At 61.0% G+C, this 19,804-nt stretch carries 17 protein-coding genes, 1 tRNA gene and 1 rRNA gene; 6 read left to right on the top strand and 13 right to left on the bottom strand.

The features are described from left to right. The first annotated feature begins 635 nt into the window (after nucleotides 1-635). Nucleotides 636-712 (top strand) — tRNA-Met (locus LJY18_RS13370). A gap of 269 nt (nucleotides 713-981) precedes the next feature. Here LJY18_RS13370 and LJY18_RS13375 read toward each other — a convergent pair. Then, the gene (locus tag LJY18_RS13375; RefSeq protein ID WP_238042298.1) at nucleotides 982-1,257 is read right to left on the bottom strand and encodes a hypothetical protein; all 276 of its coding nucleotides are present in this window, start codon (nucleotides 1,255-1,257) and stop codon (nucleotides 982-984) included. Between the two features lie 347 nt (nucleotides 1,258-1,604). Between LJY18_RS13375 and LJY18_RS13380 the strand changes: the two genes are divergently transcribed. Together LJY18_RS13380 and LJY18_RS13385 are read left to right on the top strand one after the other, a co-directional pair. Beyond that, nucleotides 1,605-1,796 (top strand): hypothetical protein, encoded by a 192-nt coding sequence (locus tag LJY18_RS13380; protein WP_238042299.1) that lies wholly within the window; start codon nucleotides 1,605-1,607, stop codon nucleotides 1,794-1,796. A gap of 354 nt (nucleotides 1,797-2,150) precedes the next feature. Continuing rightward, nucleotides 2,151-2,684, top strand: a complete 534-nt coding sequence (locus LJY18_RS13385; protein WP_238042300.1) for a DUF3087 domain-containing protein — start codon at nucleotides 2,151-2,153, stop codon at nucleotides 2,682-2,684. A gap of 100 nt (nucleotides 2,685-2,784) precedes the next feature. On the opposite strand, the gene LJY18_RS13390 is transcribed toward LJY18_RS13385, so the two are convergent. The 8 genes from LJY18_RS13390 to LJY18_RS13425 form a co-directional block, all read right to left on the bottom strand. Beyond that, on the bottom strand, nucleotides 2,785-3,669 hold the full coding sequence (locus LJY18_RS13390; protein ID WP_238042330.1) for a DMT family transporter: 885 nt from the start codon (nucleotides 3,667-3,669) through the stop codon (nucleotides 2,785-2,787). Between the two features lie 28 nt (nucleotides 3,670-3,697). Next, on the bottom strand, nucleotides 3,698-4,342 hold the full coding sequence (gene can / locus LJY18_RS13395) for a carbonate dehydratase (protein WP_238042301.1): 645 nt from the start codon (nucleotides 4,340-4,342) through the stop codon (nucleotides 3,698-3,700). A gap of 220 nt (nucleotides 4,343-4,562) precedes the next feature. Continuing rightward, nucleotides 4,563-5,015 carry a ribosomal protein S18-alanine N-acetyltransferase gene (gene rimI, locus LJY18_RS13400; RefSeq protein WP_238042302.1) on the bottom strand — a complete coding sequence of 151 codons (453 nt, stop codon included), beginning with the start codon at nucleotides 5,013-5,015 and terminating at the stop codon, nucleotides 4,563-4,565. 67 nt (nucleotides 5,016-5,082) lie between these two features. Further along, nucleotides 5,083-5,874: an energy transducer TonB gene (locus LJY18_RS13405; protein WP_238042303.1), complete on the bottom strand. Its 792-nt coding sequence runs from the start codon at nucleotides 5,872-5,874 to the stop codon at nucleotides 5,083-5,085. Then, complete coding sequence (locus LJY18_RS13410; protein ID WP_238042304.1) at nucleotides 5,871-7,415, bottom strand: 2-isopropylmalate synthase; 1,545 nt, start codon at nucleotides 7,413-7,415, stop codon at nucleotides 5,871-5,873. The genes LJY18_RS13405 and LJY18_RS13410 overlap by 4 nt, the downstream gene beginning before the upstream one ends. 225 nt (nucleotides 7,416-7,640) lie before the next feature. Then, the gene (locus LJY18_RS13415; protein ID WP_238042305.1) at nucleotides 7,641-8,885 is read right to left on the bottom strand and encodes a saccharopine dehydrogenase family protein; all 1,245 of its coding nucleotides are present in this window, start codon (nucleotides 8,883-8,885) and stop codon (nucleotides 7,641-7,643) included. A 31-nt stretch (nucleotides 8,886-8,916) separates the two neighbouring features. Then, the gene (locus tag LJY18_RS13420) at nucleotides 8,917-10,014 is read right to left on the bottom strand and encodes a carboxynorspermidine decarboxylase (RefSeq protein ID WP_238042306.1); all 1,098 of its coding nucleotides are present in this window, start codon (nucleotides 10,012-10,014) and stop codon (nucleotides 8,917-8,919) included. Between the two features lie 297 nt (nucleotides 10,015-10,311). Further along, a complete protein-coding gene (locus LJY18_RS13425) occupies nucleotides 10,312-10,920 on the bottom strand; it encodes a hypothetical protein (RefSeq protein WP_238042307.1) in 609 nt (202 codons plus the stop codon). A gap of 236 nt (nucleotides 10,921-11,156) precedes the next feature. On the opposite strand from LJY18_RS13425, the gene mksB reads away from it, so the two are divergent. Genes mksB through mksF form a run of 3 tightly spaced genes read left to right on the top strand, consistent with a single transcriptional unit; the run spans nucleotide 11,157 to nucleotide 15,927 of the window. Next, nucleotides 11,157-12,407, top strand: coding sequence for an Mks condensin complex protein MksB (gene mksB, locus LJY18_RS13430; protein WP_238042308.1), 1,251 nt, complete (start codon nucleotides 11,157-11,159; stop codon nucleotides 12,405-12,407). After that, nucleotides 12,404-13,099 carry an Mks condensin complex protein MksE gene (gene mksE, locus LJY18_RS13435; protein ID WP_238042309.1) on the top strand — a complete coding sequence of 232 codons (696 nt, stop codon included), beginning with the start codon at nucleotides 12,404-12,406 and terminating at the stop codon, nucleotides 13,097-13,099. The genes mksB and mksE overlap by 4 nt, the downstream gene beginning before the upstream one ends. Then, on the top strand, nucleotides 13,096-15,927 hold the full coding sequence (gene mksF / locus LJY18_RS13440; RefSeq protein ID WP_238042310.1) for an Mks condensin complex protein MksF: 2,832 nt from the start codon (nucleotides 13,096-13,098) through the stop codon (nucleotides 15,925-15,927). The genes mksE and mksF overlap by 4 nt, the downstream gene beginning before the upstream one ends. A gap of 57 nt (nucleotides 15,928-15,984) precedes the next feature. Here mksF and LJY18_RS13445 read toward each other — a convergent pair whose 3' ends face one another. The 4 genes from LJY18_RS13445 to rrf form a co-directional block, all read right to left on the bottom strand. Then, nucleotides 15,985-18,288 (bottom strand): PqiB family protein, encoded by a 2,304-nt coding sequence (locus tag LJY18_RS13445; protein WP_238042311.1) that lies wholly within the window; start codon nucleotides 18,286-18,288, stop codon nucleotides 15,985-15,987. After that, nucleotides 18,281-18,904, bottom strand: a complete 624-nt coding sequence (locus LJY18_RS13450) for a paraquat-inducible protein A (protein ID WP_238042312.1) — start codon at nucleotides 18,902-18,904, stop codon at nucleotides 18,281-18,283. Before LJY18_RS13450 ends, LJY18_RS13445 begins: the two co-directional genes overlap by 8 nt. After that, nucleotides 18,891-19,550 (bottom strand): paraquat-inducible protein A, encoded by a 660-nt coding sequence (locus LJY18_RS13455; protein ID WP_238042313.1) that lies wholly within the window; start codon nucleotides 19,548-19,550, stop codon nucleotides 18,891-18,893. The genes LJY18_RS13450 and LJY18_RS13455 overlap by 14 nt, the downstream gene beginning before the upstream one ends. Before the next feature lie 157 nt (nucleotides 19,551-19,707). Next, nucleotides 19,708-19,804: ribosomal RNA gene (rrf, locus tag LJY18_RS13460) — 5S ribosomal RNA — on the bottom strand; the annotation flags it as partial.

Consider the following 19,804-nt stretch of genomic DNA (forward strand, 5'->3'; position numbering starts at 1 on the left):
TGTATAGACCCCCTCGAGCGTAGCTAGATATCCCCCAGGTACATTATTCTTATTTGAAATAATGAAATTTGTGGTTATGGACTCAACACGGCATATAAACGGACAAGGAAAATTAGCCCATCGATACAAGGACTTGGCAAACCCCTAGGCCTGCTTCGGCACTGACAACACCTGGACTTCTATATATTTGGTTCCCTAGAAATATTTAGCATCCACGGCGACTATCAAGACCGCGCGCGGCATCGCAGCAACGCGATACTCCGCGAGGGCGAAATCATCGCGCTATTTGAGGGCAGTCATGGTCAGCAGCGCTGACTATCTAAGTGCTGGCAGCACGCAAAGCAGTTGCCAGTCACTGCGAAGCCCCACTGACCCGTATCGACTTGGTCCGCAGTTCAACTGCCCGAAGCGGGAGCCGTTGACACGCTACCGGCAAGCAAGACCGATGACGATGACCCCGAGCGCCACAGCGCGACCAAGCGGAAAGGATTCAAGTAGAAACCCAGTGAACCAGGCAATGGATTGCGATACCGAAGCCGCTGGCGTCCAGCATCTAAGCACTTGATCGCGCGTAGAAATTTTCTGCAGACCAGGGTTGACAGCAACGCCACGGACGCGAATAATGCGCGCCACTCGGCTACGTAGCTCAGCTGGTTAGAGCATAGCATTCATAATGCTGGGGTCCGGGGTTCAAGTCCCTGCGTAGCCACCAAACAAAACAAGGGTTTAGCGAAAGCTAAGCCCTTTTTTGTTTGTCCGAAGTGATCAACGCATGGCCGTGGGTCCGCTACAAGCTGAGGATGTCGCCAGCGCCCATATCATCTAGCGCCCGGAACATGGGTTAGCTGCCTTGGCGCCTGGAAACCATAGCGTTCATAGGCGCGATGAATAGCAGCGCGATAGGAGAGTGGCCTTAGCCGCTTGCAACGCTTGCCGGCCCGGTCACCGCACCGCGCGTTACGCCTGATGCGGCACGAGGTGCTAGCCCTCAGCGGAAACAGGCGCTACCTCGAAACACATGCGCCAGCCCTCGTTATTGATCCCGAAACGCCCGATAGTGACCGTCCTGTCCGGGTATATCAGCTGGAACCGCTCACACAGCCTCAGTGCGACTGCATGCTTTATTTCCTGAGTTCGATCCTCGGCGGCCACATCGACATTAACGAACCGCGAATGTGCCACAGGGGATGAGTCAGGGTCCGGCAGGCGGTTCAGCGGCATCAACTCATCCGCGTATTCCTGTGCTGTTTTGCTCACGTCGCATCTCCTGTCTAAAGGCTTAATGATCGCTGGGGACTACTGTACGAACTTTCGCTGGCGACTGGATCGCTGGCGGCTCCTGCCAGCATCGTGCAGAGCGGCGGATAAAGTTGGCGATCCAAGGACAAGCTTGAGAGGGGCAAGTTCCCCGGGGGAGACTTCGACCTTACGCCAATACATCGATTAGCAGCCGGCTCGATTAATGACCGGCACGTCAGTCAGCGCGCAGTTATCGATTTTCGCCCACCCCTACCCGGCCCTTGTGCCTCACTGGCCACCCTCTCACAGCGTATGGGTGTTTAATGCATGCCGGGATACACCATTCCGGCAACAAGGAGACGACCATGCTTGCTCGCATTTCCATACTCGCCCTGACAGCAGCATTTCTGCTTATGACCGGCTGCGTCTACCACGAATACCGCGACCGCGACTGGGACCGCTACGAGGATCAGCAGGGCGCAGATCGTGATCAATCCGAGAGGCATCACAAGTCCGACCGACGCCGACACGAAGACCAAGACCAAGACCAACAGTAAGACGAACACCGCCGCTCTGATCGCGAGGCGCGCTACAACCAATATCGCTGAGCCCCCACGTGCCTGACACTGCACGCAATGCTGTTCACTGACGCCCGGTGAGCAGCATTTTTTGTCCCTATCAAGTCTTGGGAAAATCGCGTTTATGCCTTGCTCCGAATCGCACCCTGGTTATGCACGGGCTTGGAAGCATAAATACGGAGCCATGCATCGCCTAGACGGCCTTGCCGGTCAGTGGCCAAAACGGGCAGCCCAGCATGCCCAGCAGCGTAGTAAATCGCGCCCACCTGATTACTCTGAGTGATAATGCCTCGCCACATTCCCCCCACTGAACAGAGGAGTCCTGCGACGGTGATGTTCGAGATCAAGCAGTTGAATCCTGAGAAATACCGCCAGCAAACGCGCCGCAGCACCGTGACCATTGCGCTGCTCTTTGTCCTGCTGGGCATGCTGCTGTCTAGTGTCGCAGTGATGCTGTTTGGAGAGCCCGGCGGCGATAACTTTCGCTGGAATCTGGCCGGTATTATTGTCGGGCTACTGCTGACCGTTGCGCTGGTGCGGCTCAAGTTCTGGCATCAGCCATGGATGGCACCGGCCGTCTACGGCTGGCAACTCAAGCGCAGGCTGATGAGCATCACCAACGTCATGCACCACGTGACTGCCGGCGTAACCGCCCAAGATCCGATGGCGATCAAACTGCTGCGCTTCTATCACCTGGGACTGACCCAGATGCACCAACTGGACGGCAACTCCAGCGCCCTCAGCCAGATGGTGGCGGAGATCAATCAGCACAAGGAGGCCATGGAGGCTCTGGGCATGAATACCGAGCAGAATCAGATGAACCCGGCCTGGCTGGTGGCGGTGAAGAAGGCAAACGCCGCACGGTAAACACGCCCATCACCAGCGAAACAGCCTGCGGGTATCGCATTGCGCTACCTGGCCTTCGCGGCGCGCGCCTTCCTGCCAGACGACCTAAGCACCCTATCGATCAGCCGCGCTTCTGCGCCATCTGCGTGCCCAACAACAAGCCGGCAAAGATCAGCCCGCCGCCCAGCCAGTGGAACGCCTGCAAGCCCTCGCCCAGCAGCAGCCAGCCGAGTGCGGCAGTGCACACTGGCATCAGGTAGCTGGACAGTGCCGCCTTGGCGGCGCCGAGTACGCGCACGCCATGATTCCAGGCGAGATAGGCGACCAGCGAGGCAAATACCGCCGTATAGGCGATGGCGCCGAGGTTGCTCGGGGTGACGACGAAACGGGCGCCCTGGCTGAGTTCGTAGAGGTAGAACGGCAGGATCAGCGGCACGCCGAGCAGCATCAGCACGCCGAGCAGGGCCAGCGCCGGGATCGGCAGCAGGTACTTGGCCCAGTGTCGCAGCAGCAGGGAATACAGCGCCCAGTCGGCCACGGCCAGGAGCATGATCAGGTCGCCACGGTTGAACGACAGCGTCGTCAGGGTCGTCCAACTGCCCTGGGTGATCAGCACCAGCAGGCCGATCGCGGCCAACCCCATGCCCCACCATGCGCGGCGTTGCGGCCATTCGCCGAGCAGCAGGCCAGCGCCGATGAAGGTCATCAGCGGCAGGCAGGTGTTGACCAGGGTGATGTTGACCGCCGCGGTAGTCTGCGCGGCACTGTAGAGCATCGAATTGTAGCCGGCGATGCCAAGGCCGCCGAGCACCAGCAGGCGCCAGCCAGCCGCCCGCAGCTGCGGGCGATGACGCCACAGCGGCACCAGAACGAAGGGCAGCAGCAGGGTCAGGGCCAGGCACCAGCGCCAGAACGACAGGGCAAGGGGCGGAATGTCGCCGGCGAACGCACGCGCCACCAGGGCGTTGCCCGACCAGCAGAGTACCGCCAGCAGCAGACCGAGCATGGCCAGGCCGCGCGAACTGTTCGTCACCTCAGTTCTGGCCGAGCGGACGCAGGCGGTATTGCGGCGGCAGCTGTTCGATGCCGCTGACGGTGACGTTGAGGTTCTTCCAGCGACCGTCCTTGATGCCGTAGATGCAGCCGTGCACCGACAGTTCCTGACCGCGATGCCAGGCGTTCTGCACGATGGTGGTGTGGCTGACGTTGGCCACCTGCTGGATCACATTGAGCTCGCAGAGGCGGTCGACCCGCTCCTCCTCGCTGGGCAACTTCGCCAGGTGCTCGCGGTGTTCGTAATACAAATCGCGGATGGTCCGTAGCCAGCCGTCGATCAAGCCGTACTGGTTGTCCTGCATGGAGGCGCGCACGCCGCCACAGCCGTAGTGGCCGGTGACCAGGATGTGCTTGACCTTGAGCACGTCGACTGCGTATTGGATCACCGACAGGCAGTTGAGGTCGGTGTGCAGCACCACGTTGGCGACGTTGCGATGGACGAACAGATCGCCTGGCAGCAGGCCGACGATCTCGTTGGCCGGCACCCGCGCATCGGAGCAGCCGATCCACAGGTATTCCGGCGCCTGCTGGCGGGCCAGCTTGGCGAAGAATGCCGGATCTTTCTGAGTAATCGCCTCGGCCCACTGGGCGTTGTTGTCGAATAGGTGTTGTAAGTCACTCATGGCATCGGCTCCCTGGAGTATCGCTGCGCACCATACGGAGCGCGCATGGCCTTTGACAAGTCACTTGGCGTTGCCGTCACAGTCCCAGTCGAAGCGACGGTCGCAAGCCCCACCGCAGACCACTCAACGGCGGAGCCACCGATGCACTGCAAAATCTCCGCGGCTTTAGCAAAGTACCGCCCGGCCGCTCCTGCGATGGGGAGCTTACCAGCCGCATCGATCAGTCGATCAGGGTGCAGGCCATCACCAAGGCGTCTTCGCGGCCCCCCACGGCCGGGTAGTAGTCGCGGCGCCGGCCAATTTCATTGAACCCATAACGCTCGTACAGGCGATAAGCCGACTGGTTGCTGGCGCGCACTTCAAGGAAGCATTCACCGGCCTTGAGCTCCATAGCGCGCTGCATCAGGCGCTCCAGCAGCAGCAAGCCGAAACCACGACCCTGGCTCTGCGGCTTGATGGTGATATTGAGCAGGTGCGCCTCGTCGATGATCACGTTGATCACCCCATGCCCGACCTGTTGCTGACCCTCGAGCATCACCCAGCAATCGTAAGACTTGAGGCTGTCGAGGAAGATGCCGCGCGTCCAGGGATGGCTGTACGCTGCGTACTCGATCTTTAACACAGCCTCGATATCCGCCTCGGTCATCCGGCGGAAAGAAATCGCATCACTCATTCAGGTTGACTCAGCAGGCGGTGGGAACATGGGCGAAATGGCCGAAACCTGACAGCGCAGGAAGTACTCAAGCGCCTGCCAGCCAGCGTTGCCGCACCCGGCGCATGGCCTGCCACAGCTCGGCCTTGCGTTCCGGCTCGTCCATCAGCAACTCCAGCCCAGGCAGTGCCCAGGCCGCCCCCAGATCGTCGATCTGTACCTCGCGGTTGTAGGCCTCGGCATCGGCATCGCCGGCGAAACGGATGGCCGGCAGGCCGACCAGCCACAGGCAGCTACAGGGCGGCTGCTCTTCTAGGCGCGCGGCGATGAAGCTCTGCACATAATCCAGCGCGGCCTGCGGTCCCTGGTCCATGCTGCCGCGCGCCAGCAAGGGCCAGCGGACCGGCTCACCGACCAGTTGCGGGCTGTCCGGCAGACCGGCGGCGCGCAGCAGGTCCTTGAGCAACAGATAGGCTGGATCACGACCCTGCAAGGGCTCGCCAGTGGGCAGCTCGACCAGCAAGGCGCAGTCTCCGGCGCGCAGCAGTTGCAGAGCGAAACGCGGCGGCGCCGCGACCAGCGGCTTGGTGGCGACGGGCGGCGCGGCCTCATCGGCGGCGTCCTTTTTGACACTGCGCGCTGTGACGCTGGGCCGCGGCACCTCGATCTTCGGCCGTTCGGCGCGCGGCTCGGGCTGGCTCGGCGGCGCTGTTTCGCTGACGGGCGCAGCAACCGGTTCGACCGCGACGGGCACCTCGGGCTCTGCTGGCTGCAGCAGCTCCGGGCGCGAGGGGGCGGCAAAAGGCAACTCCACACGCGGCAGCCAACTGGCCACCTGCATAGCGCTCAGGTAAGCGCGACGACGCAGCTCTGCAATCAAACGTCAGCCACCTGCGGATGCGCCTTCTGGCCGTCCTGCATCAGGTTGAGGGCGTTGATGTAGGCCTTGGCCGACGCGACCAGGATGTCGGTATCGGCGCCGTTGCCATTGACGATACGCCCGCCCTTCTCCAGGCGTACCGTGACCTCGCCTTGGGAGTCGGTGCCCTGAGTGATGGCGTTGACCGAATACAGTTGTAGGTTGGCGTCGGACGCGGCAATTACCTCGATCGCCTTGAAGGTCGCGTCTACCGGTCCGGAACCCTGGGCTTCGGCGCCCAGTTCGGCACCGTCGACACTGAGCACCAGTTTGGCCAAGGGGACCTCGCCGGTCTTGCTCGCCACATCCAGGTAGACCAGCTTGAAGTGCTCCGAGGTCTCTTCGGCCAGGGTCTCGGAGACCAGCGCCTGCAGGTCTTCGTCGAAAATCTCGTGCTTCTTGTCGGCCAGTTCCTTGAAGCGGGCAAACGCGGCATTCATCTCGGATTCGCCAGCCAGGGTGATACCCAGCTCATCCAGGCGTGCACGGAAGGCCGCGCGCCCGGAATGCTTGCCTAGCACCATCTTGTTGGTGTTCCAGCCAACCGACTGGGCCGACATGATTTCGTAGGTCTCGCGGTGCTTGAGCACGCCATCCTGATGGATGCCCGATTCATGGGCGAAGGCGTTGGCGCCAACGATGGCCTTGTTCGGCTGAACCGGGAAGCCGGTGATGCCGGAGACCATGCGCGAGGTGCTGAGGATGTGCGGGGTATCGATGCGGGTGTGCACACCGAGCAGGTCTTCGCGGGTCTTGATCGCCATGACGATCTCTTCCAGTGCCGCGTTGCCGGCCCGCTCGCCGAGGCCGTTGATGGTGCACTCGACCTGACGAGCGCCCGCGACCACCGCCGCCAAGGAGTTGGCGACGGCCAGACCCAGGTCGTTGTGGCAATGCACCGAGAATACCGCCTTGTCGGCGTTGGGTACGCGATTGAGCAGCTGACGGATGGTTTCGGCGTACTGGTGCGGAATCGCATAGCCGACGGTGTCGGGAATATTGATGGTGCGCGCGCCGGCGTCGATCGCCGCCTCGATGATCCGGCAGAGGAAGTCGATCTCCGAGCGACCGGCATCCTCGCAGGAGAACTCGACGTCGGCACACAGGTTGCGTGCGCGCTTGACCGCATGCACCGCCTGCTCGACCACCTGATCCGGCTGCATGCGCAGCTTGTACTGCATGTGGATCGGGCTGGTGGCGATAAAGGTGTGGATGCGCCCGCTGTTGGCGCCCTTGAGCGCTTCGGCGGCACGGTCGATGTCGCCATCCAGCGCCCGCGACAGGCTGCACACGGTGCTGTCCTTGATGCTGTCGGCAATCGCCTTGACCGCGGCGAAGTCGCCTGGGCTGGCGATGGCGAAGCCGGCTTCGATCACGTCGACGCGCAGGCGCTCGAGGGCCTTGGCGATGCGCAGCTTCTCTTCACCGGTCATGGACGCGCCGGGACTCTGCTCGCCATCGCGCAGGGTGGTGTCGAAGATAATGACGCGGTCGTTGCTCATGCTGGTTTCCTCACGGATGCGCAGATGCACAGGCCCGACGCTGGGGCCTATGTCGATAAGCGTTGATTGTCGCGTGAAATGCCACGGGCGGGAAGCGCGGCGCACTCCGTCTTTCCAAGCAGGCCATCTCGCGTAAAACGAAAACGCCCGCCAAGAAGGCGGGCGTTGAGCTGATTGAGCGAGCTAGAGCCTGCTTTTAACGCAGCAGGGCCGACGCGCAGCCAATCAGAGGGCCTGATCCCAGGGGCGGTCGCCGTTGGCGTCCTTGATCCGGGTCGGCAGGCCCATCACATCGAGGAGCTTGAGGAACGGCTCAGCCGGCAGCTGTTCAACGTTGGCCATGCGCGCCACGTCCCAATCGCCACGGGCCACCAGCAATGCAGCGGCGACCGGCGGTACGCCAGCGGTGTAGGAAATACCCTGGCTGTCGGTCTCGGCATAGGCATCGGCGTGGTCGGCGACGTTGTAGATAAACAACTCGACCGGCTTGCCGTCCTTGCTGCCCTTGACCAGGTCACCGATGCAGGTCTTGCCGCTGTAAGTTGGCGCCAGCGAAGACGGGTCCGGCAGCACGGCCTTGACCACTTTCAACGGCACCACTTCGAGGCCCTCGGCGGTCTTCACCGGCTGCTCGGAGAGCAGGCCGAGGCTGTTGAGCACGGTAAACACGTTGATGTAGTGCTCGCCGAAGCTCATCCAGAAGCGCACGTTGGGCACGTTCAGGTGCTTGGACAGGGAATGCACTTCGTCATGCCCAGTCAGGTAGAGATTCTGCTCGCCGACTACCGGCAGGTCGTCGGTGCGTTTGACTTCGAACATTTTATTGCTGGTCCACTGGCTGTTCTGCCAGCTCCAGACCTGTCCGGTGAATTCGCGGAAATTGATTTCCGGATCGAAATTGGTGGCGAAGTACTTGCCGTGGGAACCGGCGTTGACGTCGAGGATGTCGATCGACTCGATCGTGTCGAAGTACTGCTGTTGCGCCAAGGCGGCGTAGGCATTCACCACGCCCGGATCGAAGCCGACCCCGAGAATGGCGGTCACGCCTTTTTCCTGGCACTCGGCCAGGTGGTTCCACTCGTAGTTACCGTACCAAGGTGGCGTCTCGCAGACCTTGCCCGGTTCTTCGTGGATGGCGGTATCCAGGTAGGCAGCGCCGGTCTCCATGCAGGCGCGCAGCACCGACATGTTGAGGAAGGACGAACCCACGTTGATGACGATCTGCGATTCGGTTTCGCAGATCAGGGCCTTGGTCGCTTCCACGTCCAGGGCGTTCAGCGCGAAGGCCTTGATTTCGGCGGGCTGCTTGAGGCTGCCCTTGGCCTTGACGCTGTCGATGATGGCCTGGCATTTGGAGATGTTGCGCGACGCGATAGCAATACGACCCAACTCGTCGTTGTGCTGCGCGCACTTGTGGGCCACCACCTTGGCGACACCTCCTGCACCAATGATCAGAACATTCTTCTTCAATTTCTTTATCTCTCCTTATAACCGCCGGCCTTCAGGACAGGCTGGACAGGTAGTCGTCGAAACCAAATTCACGAACCAACTCAACGCTGCCGTCGAGCTGTCGCACTGCAATAGACGGCATTTTAAGCCCGTTAAACCAGTTTTTCTTGACCATGGTGTAACCCGCTGCGTCGATAAACGACAGGCGATCGCCGATGGTCAGCGGACGATCGAAACGGTATTCGCCGAAAATGTCCCCAGCCAGACAGGATTTGCCGCACACCATGTAGCTGTGCTCGCCATCACAGGGGGCCATCTTGGCGTCCAGACGGTAAATCAACAGATCGAGCATGTGCGCTTCGATGGAGCTATCGACCACGGCCAGATGCTTGCCGTTGAACAGGGTGTCGAGCACCGTGACTTCCAACGAGGCGCTCATGGTGATGGCGGCCTCGCCGGGTTCCAGGTAGACCTGCACACCGAAACGCTCGGAGAAGGCCTTGAGGCGCGCACAGAACTGATCCAGTGGATAGTCTTCACCGGTGAAGTGAATGCCGCCGCCCAGGCTGACCCACTCGACCTGCTCTAGCAGGTGGCCGAAGCGCTCCTCAATGGTGCTGAGCATCTGCTCGAACAACTCGAAGCTGTCGTTCTCGCAGTTGTTGTGAAACATGAAGCCGGAAACCTTATCCATCACTGTGGCGATTTTTTCCGGGTCCCACTCGCCCAGGCGGCTGAACGGGCGCGCCGGGTCGGCCAACAGGTAATCCGAGCTGCTCACCTGCGGGTTGACCCGCAAGCCGCGGACCTTGCCTTCGGAGGCTTCGGCGAAGCGCTCGAGCTGGCCGATCGAGTTGAAGATGATCTTGTCGCAGTTGGCCAACATATCGTCGATTTCATCGTCGGCCCAGGCCACGCTGTAGGCGTGGGTTTCGCCCGCGAACTTCTGCCGACCGAGCTTGAGCTCATACAGCGACGACGAGGTGGTGCCGTCCATGTATTGCTCCATCAGGTCGAACACCGACCAGGTGGCGAAGCACTTGAGCGCCAGCAACGCCTTGGCACCGGAGTGCTCGCGGACATAGGCGATCTTCTGCAGATTGCCCAGCAGCTTTTGCTTGTCGATGAGGTAGTACGGCGTCTTGATCATCAGTGTGCCTATACAAGGTCAGCCGGCAGGAAATCAGCAGAGCCAACCCCCTCCCCAAAAAGTGGAGGCGAATTGTGCCGATAACCGACGCATATCGAAAGAGCCATGGGGATATTTAGTCTGTCAACCGACCGTTGGCGACGCATTATCGCAAGCGCCGGCAATCCGCAGCCCACTTGGAGCGCCCGTGGCGCCATGTGCAGGCGCCCGCCAGGATGAACGGCATGGATGACCAATAGGTGACAACAAGGTGTCACCAAGCCTGATTGGCTACTGGCTATGGCAGCGCAAGGCAGTTCAGCACTGCCGAAACAGCCCGAGCAGATGGTGGGCAATTGCCCCCTTGATCGCATTGATGCTCGCCGGCGAGCAGTGCGCCAAGTGGACGAGGTTGATGCGGTGCAGGTGCAGCGACGGCATGCGCGTCTCGAATTCGCGCAGTTCCTCCTTGATCAACACCGGCAGGAACGACTCGCCCCTGGCCCGATAGCGCTCAACCAGCAACCTGAGTCCATCCTGAAACGGCAATTCCTTGGAGGCCACCAGGCGATTGTGGCTGGGGATCTTCAAGTAGAGACCCGGATAGCCCAGGGTTTCGCCCGGCAGGATATGGATACCGGTGGGTTCTACCGCATGGGGCGGGATGTCATGGAAGGTTTCGTTCCAGCAGCGCTCGTCCGGGAGGATGGTGATATCGCCATGATCGCTCGGCGGCACCACAAAGCTGTAATTGCTGTAGAGCTTTTGCGCATAAGCCGAATAGATACACAGGCGGTTCTCGAAGCGCAGCAGGAAGGCAATCGTCTCGCGGCGGTCGGTGATGGCGTCGAGATCCCAGGCCAGGTCACGCTGATCCTGCAGTTCGCGCCAACAGGCATCGATAGAGGCGGCGGAGGTGGACGACATAGGTTCGATCCCAGCGGGGTGTTTGCTTTGTTATCGCAGAAAACATGCCAGCAAATTCAGTCACTTGAATGGGGCCTCCAGCGCATCACGATCACCGGCCAACGGCTGTGGCGGTCGTAAACTGCCGCAATGCGTCACCTGTGCAGCCAAAGCGCCTCCGATCGCCTCAGACTCAATCGATTGCCGGTCGATGCAGTACAATCGGCGCTTTTCCCAGATTGAGCGACCGGCTTTCGATGATCGATCCCAAGCGCGTATTGCGCGCCCTTGCCGAACACTGGACGTTGCTCGAACCGCTCTGCGAGCGGTTCGATACCGGCACCCTGAGCCTGATCGAGCTGCGCAAGCAGCTCACGGCGCAGTTGCCGGACAGCACGCCAGTGGACATTACCGCCCTGCTCGACCAGTGGATCCGCCTGGATATCTTGGTGCCGGTGGCCAAGAGCCCCAACCGCTTCGAGCTCAACGCGCAGATCCACGACTTCCTGGCCTACTTGCGCCGTGAACATCGCCTGGGCCTGTGCCTGGAGATCGAGGCCTACCTGCGCCACCTGGAGCGCCTGGCCGGTTACATCAAAGATGCCTTCGAGGTGCGTGACGCGGCCGACCTGGCGCGTCAGTTACGCCTGCTGGATATGCGCGTGCGTGATGTGCTGAAGAAGCTGGCCAACGACGAACAGGCGCTGGTCGCCGTGGCCGAACGGGCCAAGACCAGTGACCGGCAGATCCCCCTGCGCCAGCGTTACGCCGAAGTGCTGGCGACCTGGGACGAATATGTCGAACCGATGATCCAGCTGGTCGCCGCCGACGGCGCCTTCGAGCAGGGCGTCCATCGCGTCGAGCATGTGCTGCTGCGCCTGCTCAGCGAACAACAGCGCCTCGGCCAGCTGGTCGATGACGACCTGCTGCTGCGCACCCACGCACGCATTCTGGAGATGCAGACCACCGCCCAACTGACCCTGCGCCGCGCCCGCGAGCTGCTCCTGCCGCTGCGCGAGGAAGCCCGGCGGCACAACGCGGTGACTCGCGGCGCAGCCCTGGCCCTGGCGGCCATTCGCCGCAAAGGGTTGGACGCGGTGCCGCAGGCCGCGCTGCCGCTGTTCAGTCGTCCACAAAGCACCTTTCTCGGTACCGCATCGCAGGTCGAGGCCTATGTCTATGCCCTGGCGCGCTTCGAACCGAAACCGGCGCAGTTCCCCAAGGCCAGTAGCTCGCGCAAGGGCGAAGCACCGCGCGCGCCACGCACCGCGCGGGAGATGCTCGAGCGCTGCGAACAAGCCCTGCCGTTGCCGGACTTGATGGGCTGGCTGCTGCAGCAAGAACCCGAAGGCGCCACCGACGAACTGCTCTATTGGTTCTCGCGCCTGTCCCGCGATGCCCGCTTCCAGCGCGAACGCCTCGAGCGCCGCGACTATCTGACCGCCGAGCATCAGGTCAGCCTGAGCTCCTTTGCATTGATCAAGCCGGCCGGAACCACCGCCCTATGAATATTGACCTGAAAGAACTGACCCAACTGGCGCCGATCTTCCGCGAGCTGTTCAAGGGCTATCACGTCAGCCGCCGCGACCCGGAGTTGTACGCCCAGCTGTCCAACCTGCAGGACCAGTACCGCGCGCTGTTCAAGGCACTTGGCTATGAACTGATCTGCGACAGCCGTGGCTTCTACTACTTCGTCCCCGAGCAGATGGGCGCCCAGGTCAACAAGACCGCCCAGCGCCTGGCGCTGTTTACCTTCATCCTCGTTGAACATTTAGCCGATCAGGGCCGCGACCCGCTGGCCGTGCTCGACGGCGGCAGCCTCGGTCGCGATGAACTGCCGCCGCTGCTGGAAAAGTACCGTGATCTGTTCCTCCAGGCCGAAGTCACCACCATCGAAGAGCTGGAAGAAAAGGTCATGCGCCGCCTGAACCAGCTGGGCTTTACCGGCGAAGAAAACGGCATCTACCGCTTCCTCGCTCCCATGCACCGCTTCCTCGATGTCTGCCTGAGCGTGCAGCAGGATCGCGACCTGGCCGCCACCCTGCATAGCGCCCTGCCGCTGCCGACCCCTGTGCTACTGGACGATGAGCCAGAGGATGAAATCATCAGTCTCGCCGACGATGAGTCGGACCTCAGCGAAGAAGATGCCCTGGCCCGCGCCATGGCCGACGAACGCGCCGTACAGGAGCTAGATGCATGAGCCAGAAACGCTACGGCATCCGCCGCTTTGCCCTGCTGAACACCGCCGGTTACAGCCTCGGTCTGTTTCCGCTGGAGAACCCGCTGTCGGTGTACGGCGCCAACAACCTGGGCAAGTCCGCCTCGATCAACGCGCTGCAGTTCCCGATTCTGGCACGCATGTCGGACATGAGCTTCGGCAAGTACAGCCTGGAACAATCGCGCAAGTTCTACTTCGCCACCGACACCAGCTACATCCTGGTGGAAGTCGCCCTGCCCCACGGCCCCCATGTCATTGGTGTAGCCGGGCGCGGCCCGGGTGGCGGTTTCGGCCACCAGTTCTTCGCCTACCAAGGCGAGCTGGACCTGGCCCACTACCAGAAGGACGGCACCTGCCTGCGTCAACGCGAGCTGTTCAACGCCCTGGAGCGAGAAGGCATCAAGGCCTTTGAACTCAAGCCGGAAGAGCTGCGCCGCCTGCTGGTCGGCGGCCACACCTCGATCCCGTTGGACCTCACCCTGATCCCGCTGCGCTCCACCAGCGAACAGAGCCTGAAGACCTTCCGCGCCCTGTTCATCAACCTGCTGCATATGCGCGAGATCACCGCAGCCAAGCTCAAGCAGCTGTTTCTCGACGCCTTCGAGCACAGCCTGCGCTCCGGCAGCGTCGACTATATCGCCGCCACCGAAGAGGCCTTCCGTGATGTGCGGCGCATGGAACAGGACTACCAGGCACTGGTCAGCGCCGGCCCCTTGATCGAAGCCCTGGCCGCCGGCGTCGCCCAGCGCGAACAACTGCGCGGCAAGCTGCATCGCCTCTCGCCGCTGCTCGATTCGCTGCTCGGCACCTGGCAGGACTATGCCGGCGCGCGCCGCGAGGAACTGGTAATCCAGGCCGAGTACTACCGCGGCGAACAGGATGGCCTGCAACAGGAACAGCGTGGTGGCACCGCCGAGCTGATGCGCATGGAACGCCAGATCAGTGAGATCCAGCGCTGGCTCGGCGAACTGTCCGTACTGAAAAACCGCTTCGCCCTGGTCAACGACGCTCAGGTGCTGGAGGCGCAATTGCTCGCCGCCAAGGACGCCCACGACGAACTGGCCGGTGCCCTGGCGCAGTCACGGCAATTCTCCAGTGAAGACCTCGAGGAACGCCTGCGCGATCTGGACAAGCGCCTCAAGTCGGTCAAGCAGCAGCTCGACCACGCCGACAACAACAGCTACTCGCGCCTGCGTGAAGAGTTCTCCCAGGCCGATGTCGATCGCCTGATGCGCCTGTTCAACGGCCAGCTGTTCAGCCTGCCTTTGGGCGATAAAGGCATTCAGCTGGACAATGGCAATACCTGGGTGAAGTCCCTGGAAGCCATATTGGACAGCTTCAAGGGCGAGCGCTTCGAGGTACCCGGCCTGTCCATCGACCTCAGTCATATTGAGCCCCCGGCGCTGCAGGCCCTGGCCGACCGCGCCGCTCTGCGTGACCAGAAAGACCGCCTCGACCGCGAATACAAACAGCTCAAGACCCAACAAGCAGTCGCCGCCGACCGCGCCGCGAGCAAGGCCCAGGCCGAACAGCTGTACAAGGCCGTGCTGGATGCGCACAAAGCCCTGGAAGACTACCGCCGCAGCCAGACCCTGGCAGTGGAAGAAGACAGCCAGCTGGAACAACTGGCGCAACTGGAAGCGGCGCAGGACGATCTCAAGCGCAGCAGCGATGCCTTCACCGAACGGGTGCAGCAACTGTCCGCGAAGCTGCAACTGGTGGGCCGGCAACTGGCCGACCTGGAAGCCAAGGAGCGTACCTTGGAAGACGCCCTGCGCCGTCGCCAGCTGCTGCCAGCCGAGCTGCCCTTCGGCGCGCCCTTTACCGACCCGGTGGACGACTCCCTCGACAACCTGCTACCCCTGCTCAACGACTATCAGGACGCCTGGCAGGGCCTGCAACGGGTCGACGGGCAGATCGAGGCGCTCTATGCCCAGGTGCGCCTGAAGGGCGTGGCCAAGTTCGACAGCGAGGACGACGTCGAACGCCGCCTGCACCTGCTGGTGAACGCCTATGCGCATCGCCAGGACGAAGCCCTGACCCTGACCAAAGCCCGTCGCGCCGCCGTCACCGATATCGCCCGCACCCTGCGCAATATCCGCAGCGATTACGACAATCTGGAACACCAACTGGCGCTGTTCAACCGTGAGATCAACAAGCGTCAGGTCTCCAACCTGGAAAGCTTCCGCATCGTCCTGGCGCCGAACAAGGACGCCCTCAAGCACATCGACCAGATCATCCACAGCGCCGGCCAGTACGAGCAGGGCGAGACCCTCTCGGTATTCGACCTGCAGCAGAGCAGCGATCAGGACAGCAAGAACGAGGAGGCCAAGGAGTACCTGGCACGCCTGGTCGCGGCCAATCACAACCAGCTGGGCTTGAAAGATCTGTTCGAACTGGCCTTCGAGATCACCAAGGTGCACGGTCAGCCGGTGATCCACACCGACATCGACGGCGCTGCCTCCAACGGCACGACCATGACCATCAAGGCGCTGACCAACATGTACTTGTTGCTGCACTTGATGGATCGCGACCAGGCCGGCCGCATCCGTCTGCCCTACTACCTCGACGAGGCGGCGGACATCGACGAGAAGAACCAGCAGGCGCTGATAGAAACCAGCCTGCAACTCGGCTTCGTACCCATCCTCGCTTCGGTCAAGCCACAGGTCTCGGCCCACGTGGCCATCGACCTGGAAGGCGGCAGTGGGCCTAATGGCATCTACATCGACGAGGCGGACTGGAAATTCATCCAGCGCCGGGAAACCAGCGACCTGCAGGTCAAGCCGGTCGGGGCTGTCGAACCAGCCTGAAACAACCTCCACAACTAACCAGGGCCGCTAATGCGGCCCTGGTTAGTTGTGGCCTGGCTATTTCGGCAAGGCGATCTTCGGTGCCCAGCTCAACCACTCTTCCTGCGGTTCGTCGAACATGGGGAAGGTCTGCCCCGGCCTGGCCTGGTGACTCATGGGCTCGAGATCCGGGGTCGCAAACGCCACGCCCCCCTCAATCAGGGTTTCCAGGGATTCGCTACGCACCTTCACGCCCTTGAACAGTCCCGCCTCGAAACCAACGCCCGAGGTATTCCAGAAACGGCTACCGGTGCGCACCAGGCCGGCATAGCGCGGTTCGATGAGAATATGAATTAAGACCCGGTTCGCGGTCGGTCCCAGCTCATAACCGGTCACCTTGCCCACCGGAACCTCCCGATAGCTTACCGGTACCCCGGCTTTCAGCGAGCTGCGCCGCGCAGTGCTGAGCACCAGACGTAGGCCGTGCTCCTCCACCACCTGACTCGGTGGACGTGCCAGCGCAATGAATTCGACCTGTCTGGCCGCCCCCTTAGTCGCCGGCAACACTTCCAGATACTGACCACTGACCAGGGTGTCCAGGTTGGCCACACGGCTCAGGCTGAACTCCGGCTTGACCACCCAGAACTGGGTACCCACTCGGGCGATCTGCTGAGCCGCCAGAGTCACTCGGGCTCGCAGAAGAACAGCCTGCAGGTCATCGCTGAGCTCGATACTGTCAACCTTGCCGACATCCAGACCTCGGTAACGGATCGCCGTGCCTGGGCTAAGGCCATCACCACGGTCCATTCGGATGGTAATCGCCACACCTTCCTGCATGGCCGCCTCGCGACTGGCATAGAGACTGAAACGTGGCACTTGCCGGGGTAGTGCCGGAGCTTGCAGGTCCGTGGTCTCAAACGCGATGCCACCAGACAGCAAGGTCTGCAGCGATTCACTCTCGACTTCGACCCCGGACAAACCGCCTTTCAAGGTAATCCCACTGGCATTCCAGAAGCGCGTTGAGCTATTCACCAGATGTGCGTACTCGGGCTCGACATGCAACCCGAAGACCACCCGCCGATTGTCACGAGCGAGCTCAAAGCTCTGCACTGAGCCAACAGGGACCTGCCTATAGAGGATCGGGCTGCCGACCTCAAGTGATCCACGGCTGTCGCTGAACAACACCATGTGCAGGCCGGGGGCATCCAGATTAAGCGGTGGCGCCTTGGGTCGCGCCACGAAATCGCGCTTGGGCGCCGCACCCTTTTCGCCGGGACGTATGGCGATGTAATTACCTTTGACCAGTGCCTCCAGGCCAGTGATGCCAGCCAGGGAAATGGAAGGCTTGACCACCCAGAACTCAGTACCTTCGACCAGATAGTCTTCAGTGCGCGGATCGAGGGTCAATTCGGCCAAGGCGCCAGTCAGGTCATCATTGATCTTGAGCGCCTTCAAGGTGCCTGCCTGTATGCCGTTGTACAACACCGGCGTACGCCCCGCCTGCAACCCTTCGAAATCGGTCATCTTGACCAGTACTCTGATGCCAGCCTGGGCTGCTTCGAAATCTTCATACAGTCGAAATGGAATGCTCGGGTCGGTCGCCGGACTATCTTTACGATGCTCGGGGGTGGCAAAAGCAATGCCGCCCGCCACTATGCTGGCGAGCGACTCACTGCGCAGCTTGAAGCCCGACAAACTGGCGTCGATGCTGATGCCGCTGGCATTCCAGAAACGCGTATGTTTGCGCACCAAAGCGGCATAGGCGGGCTCAATATAAAGCTTAACCTCAACCGTGCTCTGATCCTTGGCGAGGGCATAGCTTTTCACCCGGCCAACCTGAATCTGTTTGTAGAACACCGGACTGTCGCGATTCAACGAGCCGAGGCGCTCTGCTTTCAGGGTCAGATGTAACCCCGGCCTGTCGTCCGACAAGGGGGGTGGCTCGGCCAACGCCTCGAACTCCAGGGTCAGCTCACCATCGCCAGGACTGACCGCAATGTAATTACCCGACACCAGGGTCTCCAGTCCGGTGATACCCGCCAGACTCACGCTAGGCTTAACCAGCCAGAAACGCGTGTTACTGCGCAAGTACGGCTCTACCTTCTTGTTCATTTCCACAGTGGCAACTACCCCGAGGTTTTGACCGCTGTCATCCAGGGCCATAGCCTTGACCTTACCGATCGCCATGCCCTTGTAGATGACCTCGGTCTTGCCCGCCTGAATACCATCTCCTCCTGGGAAAACCACCTGGATTTCGACCCCTGCCTGACTGTAGGCCTGCCAACCCAACCAGGCACCAATCAGCAAGGCAATCAGGGGCAAGACCCAGATGGCCGACCAGTTGGACGCAGGACGGGTTCTCGCCGTCGGTAGATCAGTCATGGTTGTCATCCGACTCGGTGTTATCCCAGATCAAACGGGGATCGAAAGTTAAAGCCGCAAGCATCGTCAGAATTACCACACTGGCAAAGGCTATCGAACCGAAACCTGGCTCGATACTCGCCAGGCTGCCGAACTTGACTACCGCGACAAGAATCGCAATGACAAAGATATCCAACATCGACCAGCGACCAATCCACTCGATAAAGCGGTACATGAGTATTCGCTGACGCGCCGACATCGGCTGATGCCGCTGTACCGAATACAGCAGCAAGGAAATGCCAATCAACTTGGATATCGGCACCAGAATACTGGCAATGAACACCACGGCAGCGATCGGTAGCATACCGAGATGCACCAGTTCGATGATGCCGGACATGATCGTGTCGGACTGTCCCTTGCCCAGCGAGTTGACGGTCATGATCGGCAAAAGATTGGCGGGGATGTACAGCAGGGTAGCCGTCAGCAGCAACGCCCAGGTACGAACGAGACTGTCCGGACGACGTGCATGAATGACACCCCCGCAGCGTGAACAGAACTGTTTGCGCCTATCGGGCTCCTGTTTATTCAGCATATGGCATTCGTGGCACAACAGCAGCCCCGCATCAATTGCCCTCATGTGCGTCTTCCCTGGATAACGCCTGCCAAATCTGGTGCGGGGTCATAGTCACCTCCAGCCACACCTGGACCAATAACAAGCCCACGAAACACACCAAACCGATTCCCAGGCTCAAGTCGGCAATATCGGCCAACTTAACAATCGCTACCAGAATGCCCATCAGGTAGACCTCGAGCATCCCCCAGTCACGCAGGTGGTGATAAATCCGGTAGAACAGCAAGCCATAACCACGGCCAATGTTCCAGGCAATGCTCAGCAACACCAGCAACTGGCAAAGCAGCTTGAGCAACGGTACAGCCATGCTGCAGAGAAAGACCACCACGGCGACGCTCTGCATGTCGCTTTGATACAGGTTGACCACACCACTCCAGACCGTGTCCTCGCTCGTCTGACCAAGCAGATTGAGACTGATGATCGGCAGGAAATTAGCCGGGATGTAAAGCATCAGGGCAGCAAGCACCAGAGCGAGGCTACGCCTTACCACCTGAGTGCGTTGGGAATAAAGCTCATAGCCACAGCGTGGGCACTCTGCCCGCTCGCCATCCGCCAGCTGCGGCCGGCGCATCAATAGATCGCACTCATGGCAAGCAATCAACTCTTCCAGTGGAAGCGTCGACACGTCTTGAGTGGCAGCCGAATCGGCCATGTGCAAAGGCTCATGCGAAGTCAATAATCATTCTAGACGAGTGGAACACAGAACCGCTCAATCCGGAACCGTCCGATGGATTACCGATGATTTGTCTACTAGGCGCGCAAAGACAAACCCCCCACCTGCTTACGCAGATGGGGGGTTTGGAATATAAGCTTGACGATGACCTACTCTCACATGGGGAAACCCCACACTACCATCGGCGATGCATCGTTTCACTACTGAGTTCGGGATGGGATCAGGTGGTTCCA

It is taken from the genome of Pseudomonas sp. MMS21 TM103, assembly GCF_022132145.1.
Classification (GTDB): Bacteria; Pseudomonadota; Gammaproteobacteria; order Pseudomonadales; family Pseudomonadaceae; genus Aquipseudomonas.

Excerpts from the sequence above, each read along its gene's own strand:
- LJY18_RS13380 (WP_238042299.1), top strand. The coding sequence starts at position 1,605 with ATGCTTGCTCGCATTTCCATACTCGCCCTGACAGCAGCATTTCTGCTT.
- LJY18_RS13385 (WP_238042300.1), top strand. The coding sequence starts at position 2,151 with ATGTTCGAGATCAAGCAGTTGAATCCTGAGAAATACCGCCAGCAAACG.
- LJY18_RS13390 (WP_238042330.1), bottom strand. The coding sequence starts at position 3,669 with ATGCTCGGTCTGCTGCTGGCGGTACTCTGCTGGTCGGGCAACGCCCTG.
- can (WP_238042301.1), bottom strand. The coding sequence starts at position 4,342 with ATGAGTGACTTACAACACCTATTCGACAACAACGCCCAGTGGGCCGAG.
- rimI (WP_238042302.1), bottom strand. The coding sequence starts at position 5,015 with ATGAGTGATGCGATTTCTTTCCGCCGGATGACCGAGGCGGATATCGAG.
- LJY18_RS13410 (WP_238042304.1), bottom strand. The coding sequence starts at position 7,415 with ATGAGCAACGACCGCGTCATTATCTTCGACACCACCCTGCGCGATGGC.
- LJY18_RS13420 (WP_238042306.1), bottom strand. The coding sequence starts at position 10,014 with ATGATCAAGACGCCGTACTACCTCATCGACAAGCAAAAGCTGCTGGGC.
- LJY18_RS13425 (WP_238042307.1), bottom strand. The coding sequence starts at position 10,920 with ATGTCGTCCACCTCCGCCGCCTCTATCGATGCCTGTTGGCGCGAACTG.
- mksB (WP_238042308.1), top strand. The coding sequence starts at position 11,157 with ATGATCGATCCCAAGCGCGTATTGCGCGCCCTTGCCGAACACTGGACG.
- mksE (WP_238042309.1), top strand. The coding sequence starts at position 12,404 with ATGAATATTGACCTGAAAGAACTGACCCAACTGGCGCCGATCTTCCGC.
- mksF (WP_238042310.1), top strand. The coding sequence starts at position 13,096 with ATGAGCCAGAAACGCTACGGCATCCGCCGCTTTGCCCTGCTGAACACC.
- LJY18_RS13445 (WP_238042311.1), bottom strand. The coding sequence starts at position 18,288 with ATGACTGATCTACCGACGGCGAGAACCCGTCCTGCGTCCAACTGGTCG.
- LJY18_RS13450 (WP_238042312.1), bottom strand. The coding sequence starts at position 18,904 with ATGAGGGCAATTGATGCGGGGCTGCTGTTGTGCCACGAATGCCATATG.
- LJY18_RS13455 (WP_238042313.1), bottom strand. The coding sequence starts at position 19,550 with ATGGCCGATTCGGCTGCCACTCAAGACGTGTCGACGCTTCCACTGGAA.